A 14,630-nucleotide genomic window follows, 5' to 3' on the forward strand; every position below is an offset into this window, starting at 1 on the left:
GTCGTGAGTCGTTCGATTAAAAAGTGACCTGCGGCTTTACAGTGCTGCAAAGTCGAAGGATTGATACTGATCTGCGCCAATGCCGGCAAAACTCAACAGCGTCGGCAATTGCCGGGCGAACCCCTGGTAACCATGGTCGCCACCGGCCTGGATGCGCAAGGCACAGGCACGGTAATACCCTTGGGCGAGGCGATAATCCAGTGTTTCATCGCCGGTCTGCAACCACACCTGGTAACGCGCGGCGTCCTGGGGCGCCGGTACTTCCAGCTCGGCCAGCGCCGTGACATGGTCGTGGGTCAGTTCCCAGGTTTCATCGGTGTAGAGGTTCTTCTGGGTACCCAGGTAACCGTCGAACATCCGATGGGGGCTGACCGCCGGGTTGACCAGCAGTGCCTTGAGGCCATGGCGCTCGGCAAGATGGGTTGCATAGTAGCCGCCGAGCGAGCTGCCGACCAGCAGCGGCCGCCCCAGCTGGGCAATGGCTTCCTCCAATTGAGGAATTGCCTGACGTGGATGGTGATGCAGGGCCGGCACACGCAGTTGGTCGGCCAAGCCGAGGGCATCCATCACGGTCACCAGTTGGCAGGCCTTGTTGGACGCGGGCGCGCTGTTGAAACCGTGGATATACAGGATCGAAGCGGACATGCCGGGCTCTCCGTGCTTCAGCCAAAGAGGCGCAGTTTACAGGTAAATCTCAGTAGCCGTTGCTACCGTAATCCACCGTAAACGCGAAGCCGACCAGGCGTTCCACCCCGGTTTCCAGCCGTCCGTCGGCATGCAGGCGCAGCCAGCGATAACCCGGCGCTTGCTCGCTGACGCTGAAATCCTCGCTGCCCGGCGCGAACTGAATGCAGGTGGACGGCGAAGCCAGCAGGCGCACGCCGTTGCGCTCGCGGTCGATCTCCTGGTGCACATGGCCCCAGAGCACGGCCTTGACCTGGGGAAAACGGTCGAGCACGGCAAACAGGGCTTCGGGGTTGCGCAGGCCGATCGGTTCCATCCAGGCACAGCCGATGGGCACAGGGTGATGATGGAAGCACACCAGATGGTGCCGGCTCGGCGCCTCGCTGAGCGCTTGGGCCAACAGTTGCAGTTGCTGGTCCTGCAGGTAGCCGGGCACGGAACCGGGAACGGCGGAGTCCAGCAGGGTAACGCGCCAGTTGCCGACATCCACCACCGGTTCGAGCAAGTCGCTGTGTACCGCGGCGTGGGCCATGATCTGCGGCTCGTCGTGGTTGCCGGGAATCCAGCGCATGGGAGCGCCGATGGCCGCGGTCAGAGCGCGAAACTGCTGGTATGACTCCAGCGTGCCGTCCTGGGACAGATCCCCAGTGGCCAGCATCAGGTCGATGTGCGGCTGCTGCCGGCGCACCAACTCAACCACCCGCTGCAGGCTCTCGCGGGTGTTCATGCCCAGCAGCGTGCCGTCGGCTTCGGCAAACAGGTGGCTGTCGGACAATTGCACCAGCAACGCCGGCGCATCGGGGTTCACGGTGGATACGCTCGGCAAGGCGCTCTCCCAGGGCAATCACAGGAAAATGGAGGTAGGGCGATTATGCTGGGGCAGGATACAAAGAGGAAACCCAGGAAGCAGACGCAGTTCACATCTACCGCACGACTTCGAACTCGTGGCCCAGGGCCAGGCAATGGCTCAACCATTCACCAAGGAACACATTGAGCTGTGCTTTCTCATCGGGCTGGTGCATGAACACATTCGGGTAAGGATAGATGCTGCGAAAGCGCCGCGCATGTTCGGCGCTGATCACTTCGGCCATCCGCGCATCGTGGTACACCTGCACTTCCAGCTGCGGCACCGGCAGCCACGGCAGGCTGTGTTCCTGGCGCACCCGCAGGGTGGTGGTGTACGGGCAATTGACGATGACTTCCAGGGCCAGCACGCCCAGCATCTGGTCGCCATGGGTCACGCCGATGCGGCGCGCCTCCGGGGTGTGGCGCATGTCGGGCAACAGGCGCATCAGCCGCGCATAGTTGGCCTCGCAGGCGGCTTGCAGCCCGATCAGGTCGACTCGATAACGTTCCCGTGCCTTTACTGCCATAACCCCCTCACTTCCGCGCGATTAAGCGCAAGCCATTGCAGGGCGATAATGCTGGCTGCGTTGGAAATCCTGCCGTCGCGCACGGCTTGCAGGGCGTCTTCAAAAGCCCAGACCGTGACGCGGATGTCTTCTGCCTCTTCTTCCAGTCCATGGACACCACCGGCCCCCGAGCTGTCGCAGCGACCCAGGTACAAGTGGACAAATTCGGTACTGCCACCGGGCGACGGAAAATACTTGGTGATCGGCCACAGTGCGGAGAACGTCAGCCCAGCTTCCTCCTCGGCCTCGCGGTGTGCAACCTCCTCCGGCTGCTCATCCCTGTCGATCAGGCCGGCGACCATCTCGATCAACCATGGATTGTCGGTACGGCCCATGGCACCCACGCGAAACTGCTCGTTGAGCACCACTTCATCACGCTGCGGATCGTAGGGCAGAACACACACGGCGTCGTGACGGACGAAGACTTCGCGATTGATCACTCGGCTCATGCCGCCAGCGAATTTTTCGTGGCGCAATTGCACGCGATCGAGCTGGTAGAAGCCCTTGTAGGCATTGTCGCGCTGAACAATCTCGATCGTGCTCGGCGTCGATTTCGCAATGTCTGTCATACCCTTCCTCATCATGTCCGGTGCAATTCGCGCCATCCTAACGCGCTCGTGCCCCTTGGTGCAGCCCCTTTGCGGTTGCCGGGCCAGACGGAGGAGGTCAAACTCACGCTCAATCAGCTTAGTGGCGAACTGACTGCCTTGCTGGTAGTCGAAGCTGCACAATTTCGCTCTTATCGATAGACGAAGGACATCCATGTCGCTTTTAAAAATCGCCTCCGTGGCCTGCATCGCCCTGACCCTCGGCGCCTGCCAAAGCCTGTTCCAACCCAGCTATCGCACACCGCTGGAAGCCACCCGCGACGCCAGCGAGCAGAGCAAGCCGGGCTGCGCCGCCAGCGATTGCCCGCTGGTGAATATCGACACCGTGCACTTTGCCAAGGAACCCAAGCTGGATGCCCTGATCGAACAACGCCTGCTGGAAATGACCCGCACCAACGCGGGCGACCCGCTGCCGTCGAGCCTGGAGTCCTATCGCGAGCAATTCCTCGGCACCGCCGCCCCACGCAACAGCATGTACTTGCAGGCCAAGGTACGGGAGCAGCATGACGGTTTGGTAATCATCGAGCTGTCCAGCTACCTGGATCAGGGCGCCACCCACGGCGAGCCTGGCCGCGCGTTCATCAACTATTCGCGCCAGCAGCAAAAAGCCCTGTGGCTGAGCGATATGCTGCTGCCAGGCAAGGAAGACGCGTTCTGGAAAGCCGCCCAGGTGGCGCATAACAGCTGGCTGATCAGCACCCGCCTGAGCCTGGAACCGGAGTTCGTGAAAACCTACCCGTTCCAGAAAACCCCGAACGTGGCGCTGACCTACGGGGGCGTGATCCTCAAGTACCCCACCAGCACCATCGCGCCGTACGCCCTGGGCCATGTCGAGTTGCAGATCCCCTACTCGCGCCTGGAAGGCATCCTCAAGCCTGAGCTGGTGCCCGCGCGCCGCTGAAGGCCCGTCCCAGGATGAACTGCAACAACCCTGCCAGCACCAGCGCCGGCAGGGTTGCGCCGATGTCCGGGTACAGGTTGGCCAACAGGTGATACGTGCCGATGCCACCCAGCCAGGCCAACAGAGCCGGCCAACGCAGGCCGGCGAGCGTGCCATGATGACCACGACGGCGCAGGATGAAATGATCCACCAGCACCACGCCGAACAACGGCGCAAACACTGAGCCGATCAGCAACAGGAAGTTCTGGTATTGCGCCAACGGGGCAAAACAGGCAATCAGGGTGCAGATCACACCAATGGCCAGGGCAAGGTGCTCGACCTTCACACGCAACAGCATCCCACTGGACACCGCCGCCGAGTGAATATCGGCAAAGGCGTTTTCCGACTCGTCCAACAGGATCAGCAGCAGCGGAATCCCCAGGCCGGCCCCGGCCAGCGCCAGCAACAGCGCATTCACTTCACCGCTGGGCGCAAACGCCAGGGTGTAGGCCACGCCCAGGCTCATCAGCCAGAAATTACCGATAAAGAAGCCCAGCGCCGTACCGCCAAACACGTTTTTGGCGCGCTTGCCGAAGCGGGAGTAATCGGCAATCAGCGGCAACCACGACAGCGGCATGGCGATGGCGATATCAAAGCCCGCCGCAAAGGGCATCGAACCGTCACCGGCCTGGGCCCGGAGTGCGCCGAGGTCAGCCTTGGCGAACAGGTTCCAGGTCAGCCACAGGCAGGCCGCCAGCAGCAGCCAGATCCCCCATTTGCGCAGGATCTGCCGTACGAAGGTCAATGGCCCGCTGACCGCCAGCAAGGTCGCCAAACCACCGAAGAACAGTGTCCACAGCAACGGACTGGCCAACAGGCTGCCGTCGCTGAACGCGCGTACGCCCAACAGGCTGGCGGCATCGCGCATCACAATGATCTCGAACGAGCCCCAGCCGATCAGTTGCAGCAGGTTCAGCAACGCCGGCAGGCTCGCGCCTTTGGCCCCGAGGCTGAGCTTGAGCGCGGCCATGGCGGACAGGCCGGTGTCGCTGCCGATTACACCGACGGCGGCCAGCAACAGCACGCCGACCAGGGTGCCGAGGAAAATCGCCAGCAAGGAACCGGACAAGCCCAGGCCCGGCGCGAGCAAGGCGCCGGTTTGCAGGACCATCAGGCCGATGCCGAGGGAGAACCACAGGGAAAACAGGTCGCGGGCGCCGAAGACGCGTTTGTCAGCAGGCACCGCGATGTCGGGGGAGTAGGTGCTGGGTTGAATGCTCAAGGGTGTTATCTCTGAGGGGCATTTTTTGTTTGAAAGATTGCAATCGGGGCGGTGCGACGACTCGACAAGCCCCCCACACTTGAATGTGTTCGCTATTCAAAATGTGGGAGGGGGCTTGCCCCCGATAACGGCGGTACAGGCACCGCCGTCTCTGGGTCAGACCTTCTTGTACAACTGACTGCCTTCCTGCTTGAACCGCTCCGCCTGCTCCGCCAGGCCCTTGGCCACATCCACATCCACCGCGTCAATGCGCTGGTTGGCCGCGTACTCGCGCACTTCCTGGGTGATTTTCATCGAGCAGAACTTCGGCCCGCACATGGAGCAGAAGTGCGCGACCTTGGCCGAGTCCTTCGGCAGGGTTTCGTCGTGGTACGAACGCGCGGTGTCCGGGTCCAGGCCGAGGTTGAACTGGTCTTCCCAGCGGAACTCGAAGCGCGCCTTGCTCAAGGCGTTATCGCGGATCTGCGCGCCCGGATGCCCCTTGGCCAAGTCCGCCGCATGGGCGGCGATCTTGTAGGTGATGATCCCGGTCTTCACGTCATCCTTGTTCGGCAGACCCAGGTGCTCCTTGGGCGTGACGTAGCAGAGCATGGCGCAACCGAACCAGCCGATCATCGCCGCACCGATGCCGGAGGTAATGTGGTCATAGCCCGGCGCGATGTCGGTGGTCAGTGGGCCAAGGGTGTAGAACGGCGCTTCGTCGCAGCATTCGAGCTGCTTGTCCATGTTCTCCTTGATCAACTGCATCGGCACGTGGCCAGGGCCTTCGATCATGGTTTGCACGTCGTGCTTCCAGGCGATCTTGGTCAGCTCGCCAAGGGTTTCCAGTTCGCCGAACTGCGCGGCGTCGTTGGCGTCGGCAATCGAGCCCGGGCGCAGGCCGTCGCCGAGGGAGAAGCTGACGTCATAGGCCTTCATGATTTCGCAGATTTCGTCGAAATGCGTGTAGGTGAAGTTCTCTTTGTGGTGCGCCAGGCACCACTTGGCCATGATCGAACCGCCACGGGACACGATGCCGGTGACGCGCTTGGCGGTCAGCGGCACGTAGCGCAGCAGCACGCCGGCGTGGATGGTGAAGTAATCGACGCCCTGCTCGGCCTGTTCGATCAGGGTGTCGCGGAACAGCTCCCAGGTCAGGTCTTCGGCCGCGCCGCCGACTTTTTCCAGGGCCTGGTAGATCGGCACGGTACCGATCGGCACCGGCGAGTTGCGGATGATCCACTCACGGGTTTCGTGGATGTGCTTGCCGGTGGACAGGTCCATCACGGTGTCCGAGCCCCAGCGAATGCCCCAGGTGAGTTTCGCCACTTCTTCTTCGATGGACGAACCCAGGGCGCTGTTGCCGATGTTGCCGTTGATCTTCACCAGGAAGTTACGGCCGATGATCATCGGTTCCAGTTCGGTGTGGTTGATGTTGGCCGGGATGATCGCGCGGCCACGGGCGATTTCTTCACGCACGAATTCAGGGGTGATGATTTTCGGCACGCTGGCGCCGAAGCTGTGGCCGGCGTGTTGCTGGTCGAGCAGGCCACTGGCGCGGGCTTCTTCCAGCTTCATGTTTTCGCGGATGGCGACGTATTCCATCTCGGCGGTGATGATGCCTTTGCGCGCGTAGTGCATCTGGGTGACGTTGGCCCCGGCCTTGGCGCGGCGCGGGTTTTTCACGTGGGCGAAACGCAGCGCAGTCAGCTCCGCATCGCTCAGGCGCTGTTGGCCAAAGTGCGAACTCAAGCCCGACAGGCGCTCGGTGTCGCCACGCGCTTCGATCCACGGCGAGCGCACATCGCCCAGGCCTTTGCGCACGTCGATGATCACATTCGGGTCGGTGTACGGGCCGGAGGTGTCGTAGACCACCACGGGCGCATTGATTTCGCCGCCGAAGTCGGTGGGGGTCACGTCCAGGCTGATTTCACGCATGGGTACGCGAATGTCCGGGCGAGTGCCCTGCACGTAGATTTTTTGCGAGCGGGTAAACGGCTGCACAGAGCCGGAGTCGACCTTGGCCGATTCACTCAAGTGCACGGTGTTTTTCAGTTTTGTACTTTTTATTTCTGTGCTCATCACGGGCTCTCCAACTATCCAGGCGGTGGATTTTTTGTCGGAGCGAACCTGTGACGGACGGATGCACTGAAACCAGTGCTGTGCTTGGTGCACGAGGGTTGTTCGAAGGTCGAACAACATCCCGGACGAAGCACAAGAGGACTCGCCGGGGGACGAGAAATCTTGTTCCCTACGCAGGCGTTAACCTGATCAGGTTCAACGGGATCCGGTATTTACCGATCTCAGCCTTCCAACAAGGCACCCCGACAAGAACTTGGCCAGTCTAGACCATGCCGTGGGCAAATTGCCAATAGCGGTGCATTCAGCGTGATGAATGGCGTGATTGCGGGATTGTTGCGCCGAGTCAGCGCCACTACACTCGATTGCCGCCACAATGCTTGACGCCAGGAATGGCCCGTCTTAGCCTTGGGCGCTAAATTATCACCGTAATATTCACACTAGGGATCGCCTCATGCTGCGCAAACTCTCACTGGCTCTCGCCGTGTCTTGTGCGACCAACGGAATGGTCTGGGCAGCTGAAGCGCCCTTGTCCGCCAAAACTGACCTGGTCAGCGTCTATCAGGAAGCAGTGGACAACAACGCCGACCTGGCCGCCGCCCGCGCCCAATACGGCGCGCAGAAAGAAGTCGTGCCCCAGGCCCGCGCGGGGTTGCTGCCGAACCTGTCGGGCGGTGCCGACATCAATAACGTGCGCACCCAGATCGACACACCCGCCGCCACCGCCAACCGCGATGCCCACTCCTGGCGCGCAACCCTGAGCCAGCCGCTGTTCCGCGCCGATCGCTGGTTCCAACTGCAAGCCGCCGAAGCCACCAACGAACAGGCGGCGCTGCAACTCTCGGCCACCGAACAGAACCTGATCCTGCAAAGCGCCGAGAGCTACTTCGCCGTGCTGCGCGCCCAGGACAACCTGGCCTCGACCAAGGCCGAGGAAAATGCCTTCAAGCGCCAGCTGGATCAATCCAACGAGCGCTTCGACGTGGGCCTGTCGGACAAGACCGATGTGCTGCAATCCCAGGCCAGCTATGACACTGCACGGGCCAACCGGATCCTGGCCCAGCGCCAGGTGGACGATGCCTTTGAAGCGCTGATTACCCTGACCAACCGCCAGTACAACTCGATCCAGGGCATTGTCCACACGCTACCGGTGTTGCCGCCGCTGCCCAACGACGCCAAGGCCTGGGTCGAGACCGCCGGTCGCCAGAACCTGAACCTGCTGGCCAGCAACTACGCCGTCACGGCCGCCGAAGAAACCCTCAAGCAGCGCAAGGCCGGCCACGCACCGACCCTGGACGCCGTCGCACAGTATGAAAAAGGTGACAACGACGCCCTTGGCTTCAGCAACCCGAATGCCTTTGGCACGCCCTACCGTGGCGATGTGGAGCAGCGCACCATCGGCCTGCGCCTGAACATCCCGATCTACAGCGGCGGCCTGACCAGCTCGCAGGTGCGGGAGTCGTATTCGCGCCTGGGCCAGACCGAGCAGCAACGCGAAGGCCTGCGTCGCCAGGTGGTGGAAAACACGCGCAACCTGCACCGTGCGGTGAACACCGATGTGGAACAGGTCCAGGCGCGCCGCCAGTCGATCATCTCCAACCAGAGCGCCGTGGAAGCCACGGAAATCGGTTACCAGGTGGGTACGCGCAATATAGTCGATGTGCTGGACTCACAGCGCCAGCTCTACGCGTCGGTGCGCAACTACAACAACAGCCGCTATGACTACATCCTCGACAACCTGCGCCTGAAACAGGCGGCGGGCACCTTGAACCCAGGGGACCTGCAGGACCTGACGCGCTACCTCAAGGCCGACTACAACCCGGATCGTGACTTCCTGCCACCGGACCTGGCCAAGGCGGCCGCCGAGCAGCTCAAGGCTCGCCCGGGCTACTGAGCGCACCGCGAAACCAATGTGGGAGCGGGCTTGTTCCCTCCCATATTGGTAACGGTGTTAAGTCAGTGAGCTATCAGTCGATCCAAACCATCCAGCAAGCGCTTAAGCGCCCCCTGGTTAGCCTGCATCACCTTGAGCCCCGCCTGTGCCATCCGGCGTGCATCCTGCGGCAGTTCGAACAGCTGGCGTACGGCCTCGGCCAGCCCTTCTGCGTCCTCCACCTCTCGCAACGCCCCCGCTTCGCGCATCATCGCGCTGATTTCGAGGAAGTTGAACACATGGGGCCCCATGATCACCGGCTTGGCCAGCGCCGCCGGTTCCAGCGGGTTGTGCCCGCCGGTCGCGACCAGGCTGCCGCCGACAAAGGCACTGTCCGCCAGGGCATAGAGAAACAACAGCTCGCCCATGGTATCGCCGAGCAGTACCGACGTTTGCGCGGTCACCGGCTCGCCGCTGGAGCGACGCACCGTGGCAAACCCTTGTTGCGCACACAACTCGAACATCGGGCCGAAGCGCTCCTGATGACGCGGCACCAGGATCAGCAGCGCGTTGGGATAGCTCTCGAGCAGTTGCCGGTGGGCCGCCAGCACCACGTCATCTTCGCCTTCGTGGGTGCTGGCAGCGATCCACACCGGGCGCTCGGCGGCGCCCCATTGCTCGCGCAGGGCGGCGGCGCGCAGCGGCAGCTCGGGGTCGATGGTCAGGTCGAACTTGATCGAACCGGTGACTTCGACGGTTTCCGCGCGTGCGCCCAGGCTCAGGAAGCGCTGGGCCTCGGTCTCGGTCTGTACCGCGAACAGGCTCATTTCCGATAACATCGGCGCCGTCAGCCTGGCAAAACGCGCATAGCCCTTGGCCGAGCGCGCCGACAGCCGCGCATTGGCCAAAGCCACCGGAATACCGCGCCGGGCACAGGCGTGGATATGGTTGGGCCACAACTCCGTCTCCATGATCACCGCCAGCCTGGGCTGTACACGATCGAGAAAACGCTTGGCTGCACAGGGCAAATCGTAAGGCAGGTAGCAATGCTGGATGCGCGGCTCGTTGGCGAACAACGCCTGGATGCGCTCGGAACCGGTGGGCGTCATGCAGGTGACGGTGACCGGCAGCTGTGGATAACGCGCCAACAAACCGCGGATCATCGGCGCCGCGGCAATGCTCTCGCCCACCGACACCGCATGCACCCAGATCCCGCCCGGTTGCATCACCGGCAAGCCATAGGAAAACCGCTCGCCGACGCGCCGGGCATAGGCCGGCGCCTTGCGTGCACGCAACCAGAGACGTAAGGCCACCAACGGCAGCGCCAGGTAAAACAGACAGCTGTAGAGAGTTCTATTCATGGCGGCGGAGTTTATCGGCTTTTTCAGTCGATCGCCTGCAAGCACTCGGCAAAACGTTTGGCGAGAAAGCGCGCGGCGGGGCCCAGGTGCTCGTCGCGCCGCCAGACCAGCTCCACCACCAGGGCCGGTGGCGTCCATTCGCTGTCCAATTCCACCATCTGCTGCTGATAGGTCGGGTACTGCACGATATGCCGTGGCAGCCACGCCCAGCCCAGGCCGCTCATCAGCCATTCGGCCAATACGTAGAAACTGTCGGCACGCCACACCAGCGGGCTGGCCGCTTCGCTGCCGGGGTAGACACTGGTCTGGGTCGACATCAACAACTGGCGAAACTGGGCCAGGTGCTGGCAGGTCACGTACGGCTCCTTGGCCAGCGGGTGGTTCACCCCGCACACCGTGACCATTTCCACGCTGCCCACCACTCGCCGCTCCAGGGCTTCGGGGATCTGGTCGTGATAGAACAGCAGGCCCAGGTCGGCCTGGCGCTCCACCAACTTGCGCGCCACATCGCCCTGGGCGGCGCTGGACAGTTGTACTTCCAGCAGCGGGTACTGCCCCGCCAATGCCTCAAGGCTGTCGAGTACCGGCTGGAACAACATGGCTTCATCCTGGGCCAGGCGCAGGCAGGCTTCTTCACCGCGGGTCAGTGACAGTGCCCGGCCATTGAGGCGCTCACATTGGCGCAGCACTTCGCGGGCCTCCTCCAGCAACACACTGCCGGCTTCGGTCAGGCTGGGCTGGCGGCCGCTGCTACGGTCGAACAGGCTCACGCCAAGGTCCGTCTCCAGCATCGCAATCGCGTTGCTGACTGCCGATTGCGCCTTGCGCTGCCCGCGCGCCACCGCTGAAAACGAACGCTGCTCGGCGACGCTGACAAACAAACGCATCTGCTCCAGGTTCCATTGCATGCTCATGCCACAACCCATCTTAATTTCGGATAGGTAATGACTTTACCCCATCTGATAAAACTCTAGAATGCCGGCCTTATCAGATTGCTTTACACCGAGGACTCACCCATGAACGCCGCCTACTGCTACCTGGCTATTGCCATCTGCTCGGAAGTGATCGCTACCGTTTCCATGAAAGCCATCAAGGGCTGGAGTACTCCCATCCCGCTGTTGCTGGTGATCGTCGGCTATGGCGTGGCGTTCTGGATGCTGACCCTGGTGGTGCGTACCGTGCCCGTCGGCGTGGCCTATGCGGTATGGGCCGGGATGGGCATCGTGATGGTCAGCATTGCCGCGCTGTTTATCTATGGGCAGAAGCTCGATGTGCCGGCGATGCTGGGGATGGGCCTGATTGTGCTGGGCGTGGTGGTCATCCAGCTGTTTTCGAAAACCGCCGGGCATTGAGTGTTCACTTGAGCCTCCATTGAATCCAGGACTCGCCGCCTCGCTAAAGCGCGACAGCGCCTACGGTGTGCATGGTGCGGGATGTATACTTGCGGCCTTGTTTTGAAATGAGGTCGCCCATGCCATCCGTTATTTCCACCGACGTCCTGATTGTCGGCGCCGGAGTTGCCGGCCTCTGGCTGAATGCGCGCCTACGCCGCCAGGGGTTTTCCACGGTGCTGGTGGAAAACGCCACATTAGGTGGCGGGCAAAGCGTGAAATCCCAGGGGATTATCCACGGCGGTGCCAAATATGCCCTGCACGGCGCCCTCACCGGCGCCTCCGAAGCCATTGCCGATATGCCGCGCCGCTGGCGTGAAGCCCTGGCCGGTGACGGCGAGCTGGACCTGTCCGGCGTGCGCGTGCTCTCGCAAGCCCATTACCTGTGGTCCCCTGGCACGATCGCCGGCAACCTCACCAGCTTTTTTGCCAGCAAGGCCGTGCGCGGCCGTGTCGATCAGGTCAAGGGCGACGACCTGCCGCCGGCCCTGCAAGACCGTGGCTTCAAGGGCAAGGTCTATCGCCTGGCCGAACTGGTGGTGGACGTACCCAGCGTGATCGAACGCCTGGCGCAACTGGCCGGTGACGGCTTGCTCGCCGGGCAGCGCATCGAACCACTGCGCGAAGGCGACACCCTGGTGGGCCTGAAGGTCGATGGCCGCGAAATCCGCGCCCAGCGCATCGTCCTGAGCGCCGGCGGCGGTACCGCCGAACTGCTCGCCGCCCTCGGCCTGAGCCAGCCGGCCATGCAGAAACGCCCGTTGCATATGATCATCGCCAAGGGCCCAGGCCTGAAGCCGCTGTACGCCCACTGCCTGGGCGGCGGTACCAAGCCGCGCATCACCGTCACCACGCACCCGGCTGCCGATGGCAATTGGGTGTGGTACCTGGGCGGCGACATTGCCGAGGCCGACGGCGTGGCACGCACACCCGAAGAACAGATAGCCACCGCCCGGAAAGAGCTGGCGCACCTGCTGCCCTGGATCGATATGAGCCAGACCCGCTGGGCGACGCTGCGGGTCGACCGCGCAGAGCCTCTGCAATCGGGCCTGAGCCGGCCTGACAACGCCTTCGTCGCCGAAGAGGGCCGCCTGCTGGTGGGCTGGCCGACCAAACTGGCGCTGGCGCCGGATTTCGCCGATCGCGTGATCAACAGCCTCGAACGCGACGGCATCCGCCCAACCGCATCGGAGCCTTTGCCCGACCTGCCAAAACCCGCCATCGGCGTACCGGCCTGGGAGCAACTGTTGCCATGAGCCTGCCGACCCTGCACGACCTGCACCGCCCCTTGGGCAGCACCGGCCTGCTGGTGTCGCCGCTCGGCCTCGGCACCGTCAAGCTGGGCCGCGACCAGGGTGTGAAGTACCCCAGCGGTTTCACCATTCCCGATGACGACGAAGCACGGATGTTGCTGCGCCAGGCCCGCCAGCTGGGCATCAACCTGATCGATACCGCACCCGCCTACGGGCGCAGCGAAGAACGCCTGGGGCCACTGCTGCGCGGCCAGCGCCAGGACTGGGTGATTGTCAGCAAGGTCGGCGAGGAGTTCGAAGCAGGCCTGTCCCGCCATGATTTCAGCGCTGCCCATACACGGATGTCGATCGAGCGCAGCTTGAAACGACTTGAAACGGATTTTATCGATCTGGTGCTGGTGCACTCCGATGGCAACGACCTGCACATCCTCAACGACTGTGAGGTGTACCCGACCCTCGCGCAGTTGAAACAAGAGGGCAAGATTCGCGGTTTCGGCTTCTCCGGCAAAACCGTCGAAGGTGGCGTGAGGGCTCTGGAACAAGGTGATTGCGCGATGGTCACCTACAATCTGAACGAACAGGCGGAAAAAGCCGTCATTGAGCATGCGGCGGCCCATGGCAAGGGCATCCTGGTCAAAAAGGCGCTGGCCAGCGGCCACGTCTGCCTGGAACCGGGAATGGATCCAATACACGCCAGTTTCATGCTGTTGTTTGCGCAAACGGGCGTCGCCAGTGCTATTGTCGGGACCATCAATCCGCTGCACCTGGCCCATAACGTGGCGACCGCTGCCAAGGTCATTCGTCAACTCTGATGCCGCCGACGCGGCCGACCCCGTCGCAAGAAGGAGCCGACATGCCGCGAACGCTCATAAGAAAAAACCCCAGCAACTTCAAGACACTGCCGCTGCACGTCGAAGCCACCCCCGAAGGCCTGAGCTACCAGAGCGTGGGTATGCCGCTCAACTTCGCCCAGACCCTGCAACGGCGCAAGCCGGTAGAGGTGCCGGATGCCGAACGCTTCGCCCTGGAACTGGCCAACCTCGGCGTATCGGTGCGCCTGACCCTGCACTGGCAAAACAAGGATTACTGGGTGTTGGTGCGCCAGCGTCGCCAGGACCGTGGCGATGTGGTGCTCAAGCTGATCTCCGGCTACGTGCCCGCCCACGAACTGAACCTGCCGCTGCACACCGCCATCCAGGAGATTGCCGAGGAATGCCTGTTGGAGACCCCGGAAGGCTGGCTCGGCGGGCGCTTCAACGACACCTGGTTGCCGGCCCCCTACTCCGCCGCGCTGCATTACCGCGAAGCCTTGCCGTTTCGCCTGAGCCCTTTGTCAGGGGCCGCACGCCCGGTACGTTGCGCAACCACCCAACTGATCGAGCGCCCGCGGGCCTATGTGCATGTGCCGACCGCGTCGCTGCAACTGATTTATGACTTGCGCCTGGAAGTGCCGAAGGAAGCCAAATCCCTGAGCCTGTTCCATGTGGATGAGCGGCTTGAAGGCGACCAACTGGTGGCACGCCTGGACCGCCAGCGCCCGGACCTGTACCTGATGCCATTGAAAGACGGCCAACCGCTCGCCGAGCTCTACACCGTCAAGAAAGACCAGCTCTACCCCGCCAGCACCCGCGGTCTGTACCTGGCGGAAAGCTTCGCCCAGCAGGAAGGCTGGCTGGTGCGCGACGAACGCATTCGCTGGAAGGATTGGCTGCGGCAGCAAGGCCTGGCGGAGCCTGAGAAAGAATCGAAATTGAAGCGCCTGACCGGCAAGGCGCGCCAGATGCTGCGCAAGATCGTGCCAAAGAAAAAAACCAGCCGCTGAGGGCTG

14 protein-coding genes and 1 riboswitch are annotated in these 14,630 nt (G+C 62.8%); of the genes, 6 read left to right on the forward strand and 8 right to left on the reverse strand.

Annotation, left to right across the window (positions count from 1 at the left end; translation table 11 throughout):
- Nucleotides 1-36: 36 nt before the first annotated feature.
- The 4 genes from C8K58_RS09305 to C8K58_RS09320 all read right to left on the reverse strand — a co-directional run bounded on the left by C8K58_RS09305 (nucleotide 37) and on the right by C8K58_RS09320 (nucleotide 2,665).
- Nucleotides 37-645, reverse strand: a complete 609-nt coding sequence (locus C8K58_RS09305; protein WP_027604918.1) for a YqiA/YcfP family alpha/beta fold hydrolase — start codon at nucleotides 643-645, stop codon at nucleotides 37-39.
- A 49-nt stretch (nucleotides 646-694) separates the two neighbouring features.
- Entirely contained in the window at nucleotides 695-1,510 is an 816-nt protein-coding gene (gene cpdA, locus C8K58_RS09310; RefSeq protein WP_027604919.1) for a 3',5'-cyclic-AMP phosphodiesterase, read from the reverse strand.
- Between the two features lie 97 nt (nucleotides 1,511-1,607).
- On the reverse strand, nucleotides 1,608-2,057 hold the full coding sequence (locus C8K58_RS09315; protein ID WP_017526444.1) for a DUF1249 domain-containing protein: 450 nt from the start codon (nucleotides 2,055-2,057) through the stop codon (nucleotides 1,608-1,610).
- Nucleotides 2,048-2,665, reverse strand: coding sequence for an NUDIX domain-containing protein (locus C8K58_RS09320; RefSeq protein WP_027604920.1), 618 nt, complete (start codon nucleotides 2,663-2,665; stop codon nucleotides 2,048-2,050). Before C8K58_RS09320 ends, C8K58_RS09315 begins: the two co-directional genes overlap by 10 nt.
- Before the next feature lie 193 nt (nucleotides 2,666-2,858).
- Here C8K58_RS09320 and C8K58_RS09325 point away from each other — a divergent pair, with 193 nt between their 5' ends.
- Entirely contained in the window at nucleotides 2,859-3,605 is a 747-nt protein-coding gene (locus C8K58_RS09325; protein WP_027604921.1) for an RsiV family protein, read from the forward strand.
- Here the strand turns inward: C8K58_RS09325 and cytX are convergent.
- Together cytX and thiC are read right to left on the reverse strand one after the other, a co-directional pair.
- Nucleotides 3,574-4,866, reverse strand: a complete 1,293-nt coding sequence (cytX, locus tag C8K58_RS09330) for a putative hydroxymethylpyrimidine transporter CytX (protein ID WP_108573631.1) — start codon at nucleotides 4,864-4,866, stop codon at nucleotides 3,574-3,576. The genes C8K58_RS09325 and cytX overlap by 32 nt on opposite strands.
- A 156-nt stretch (nucleotides 4,867-5,022) precedes the next feature.
- Nucleotides 5,023-6,927 (reverse strand): phosphomethylpyrimidine synthase ThiC, encoded by a 1,905-nt coding sequence (thiC, locus tag C8K58_RS09335; RefSeq protein WP_027604923.1) that lies wholly within the window; start codon nucleotides 6,925-6,927, stop codon nucleotides 5,023-5,025.
- Nucleotides 6,928-7,076: 149 nt separating this feature from the next.
- A riboswitch (TPP riboswitch) is annotated at nucleotides 7,077-7,182 on the reverse strand.
- 196 nt (nucleotides 7,183-7,378) lie between these two features.
- Here thiC and C8K58_RS09340 point away from each other — a divergent pair.
- Nucleotides 7,379-8,818: a TolC family outer membrane protein gene (locus tag C8K58_RS09340; protein ID WP_027604924.1), complete on the forward strand. Its 1,440-nt coding sequence runs from the start codon at nucleotides 7,379-7,381 to the stop codon at nucleotides 8,816-8,818.
- Between the two features lie 62 nt (nucleotides 8,819-8,880).
- On the opposite strand, the gene waaA is transcribed toward C8K58_RS09340, so the two are convergent.
- Nucleotides 8,881-10,158 (reverse strand): lipid IV(A) 3-deoxy-D-manno-octulosonic acid transferase, encoded by a 1,278-nt coding sequence (gene waaA / locus C8K58_RS09345; protein WP_027604925.1) that lies wholly within the window; start codon nucleotides 10,156-10,158, stop codon nucleotides 8,881-8,883.
- A 23-nt stretch (nucleotides 10,159-10,181) separates the two neighbouring features.
- Nucleotides 10,182-11,072 carry a LysR family transcriptional regulator gene (locus C8K58_RS09350; RefSeq protein ID WP_108573632.1) on the reverse strand — a complete coding sequence of 297 codons (891 nt, stop codon included), beginning with the start codon at nucleotides 11,070-11,072 and terminating at the stop codon, nucleotides 10,182-10,184.
- 102 nt (nucleotides 11,073-11,174) lie between these two features.
- Here C8K58_RS09350 and C8K58_RS09355 point away from each other — a divergent pair, with 102 nt between their 5' ends.
- The 4 genes from C8K58_RS09355 to C8K58_RS09370 all read left to right on the forward strand — a co-directional run bounded on the left by C8K58_RS09355 (nucleotide 11,175) and on the right by C8K58_RS09370 (nucleotide 14,624).
- The gene (locus C8K58_RS09355; protein ID WP_027604927.1) at nucleotides 11,175-11,510 is read left to right on the forward strand and encodes a multidrug efflux SMR transporter; all 336 of its coding nucleotides are present in this window, start codon (nucleotides 11,175-11,177) and stop codon (nucleotides 11,508-11,510) included.
- A gap of 119 nt (nucleotides 11,511-11,629) precedes the next feature.
- A complete protein-coding gene (locus C8K58_RS09360; RefSeq protein ID WP_027604928.1) occupies nucleotides 11,630-12,805 on the forward strand; it encodes an FAD-binding oxidoreductase in 1,176 nt (391 codons plus the stop codon).
- The gene (locus tag C8K58_RS09365) at nucleotides 12,802-13,614 is read left to right on the forward strand and encodes an aldo/keto reductase (protein ID WP_027604929.1); all 813 of its coding nucleotides are present in this window, start codon (nucleotides 12,802-12,804) and stop codon (nucleotides 13,612-13,614) included. The genes C8K58_RS09360 and C8K58_RS09365 overlap by 4 nt, the downstream gene beginning before the upstream one ends.
- Nucleotides 13,615-13,655: 41 nt before the next feature.
- Nucleotides 13,656-14,624: a hypothetical protein gene (locus C8K58_RS09370; protein WP_027604930.1), complete on the forward strand. Its 969-nt coding sequence runs from the start codon at nucleotides 13,656-13,658 to the stop codon at nucleotides 14,622-14,624.
- Nucleotides 14,625-14,630: the final 6 nt, after the last annotated feature.

It is taken from the genome of Pseudomonas sp. GV047 (assembly GCF_003058245.1).
Taxonomy (GTDB): domain Bacteria; phylum Pseudomonadota; class Gammaproteobacteria; order Pseudomonadales; family Pseudomonadaceae; genus Aquipseudomonas; species Aquipseudomonas marginalis.

Bases quoted from the DNA above. Each gene is read 5' to 3' on its own strand.
- C8K58_RS09305 (WP_027604918.1), bottom strand. From the start codon at position 645: ATGTCCGCTTCGATCCTGTATATCCACGGTTTCAACAGCGCGCCCGCG.
- C8K58_RS09315 (WP_017526444.1), bottom strand. From the start codon at position 2,057: ATGGCAGTAAAGGCACGGGAACGTTATCGAGTCGACCTGATCGGGCTG.
- C8K58_RS09320 (WP_027604920.1), bottom strand. From the start codon at position 2,665: ATGACAGACATTGCGAAATCGACGCCGAGCACGATCGAGATTGTTCAG.
- C8K58_RS09325 (WP_027604921.1), top strand. From the start codon at position 2,859: ATGTCGCTTTTAAAAATCGCCTCCGTGGCCTGCATCGCCCTGACCCTC.
- thiC (WP_027604923.1), bottom strand. From the start codon at position 6,927: ATGAGCACAGAAATAAAAAGTACAAAACTGAAAAACACCGTGCACTTG.
- C8K58_RS09340 (WP_027604924.1), top strand. From the start codon at position 7,379: ATGCTGCGCAAACTCTCACTGGCTCTCGCCGTGTCTTGTGCGACCAAC.
- waaA (WP_027604925.1), bottom strand. From the start codon at position 10,158: ATGAATAGAACTCTCTACAGCTGTCTGTTTTACCTGGCGCTGCCGTTG.
- C8K58_RS09350 (WP_108573632.1), bottom strand. From the start codon at position 11,072: ATGAGCATGCAATGGAACCTGGAGCAGATGCGTTTGTTTGTCAGCGTC.
- C8K58_RS09355 (WP_027604927.1), top strand. From the start codon at position 11,175: ATGAACGCCGCCTACTGCTACCTGGCTATTGCCATCTGCTCGGAAGTG.
- C8K58_RS09360 (WP_027604928.1), top strand. From the start codon at position 11,630: ATGCCATCCGTTATTTCCACCGACGTCCTGATTGTCGGCGCCGGAGTT.
- C8K58_RS09365 (WP_027604929.1), top strand. From the start codon at position 12,802: ATGAGCCTGCCGACCCTGCACGACCTGCACCGCCCCTTGGGCAGCACC.
- C8K58_RS09370 (WP_027604930.1), top strand. From the start codon at position 13,656: ATGCCGCGAACGCTCATAAGAAAAAACCCCAGCAACTTCAAGACACTG.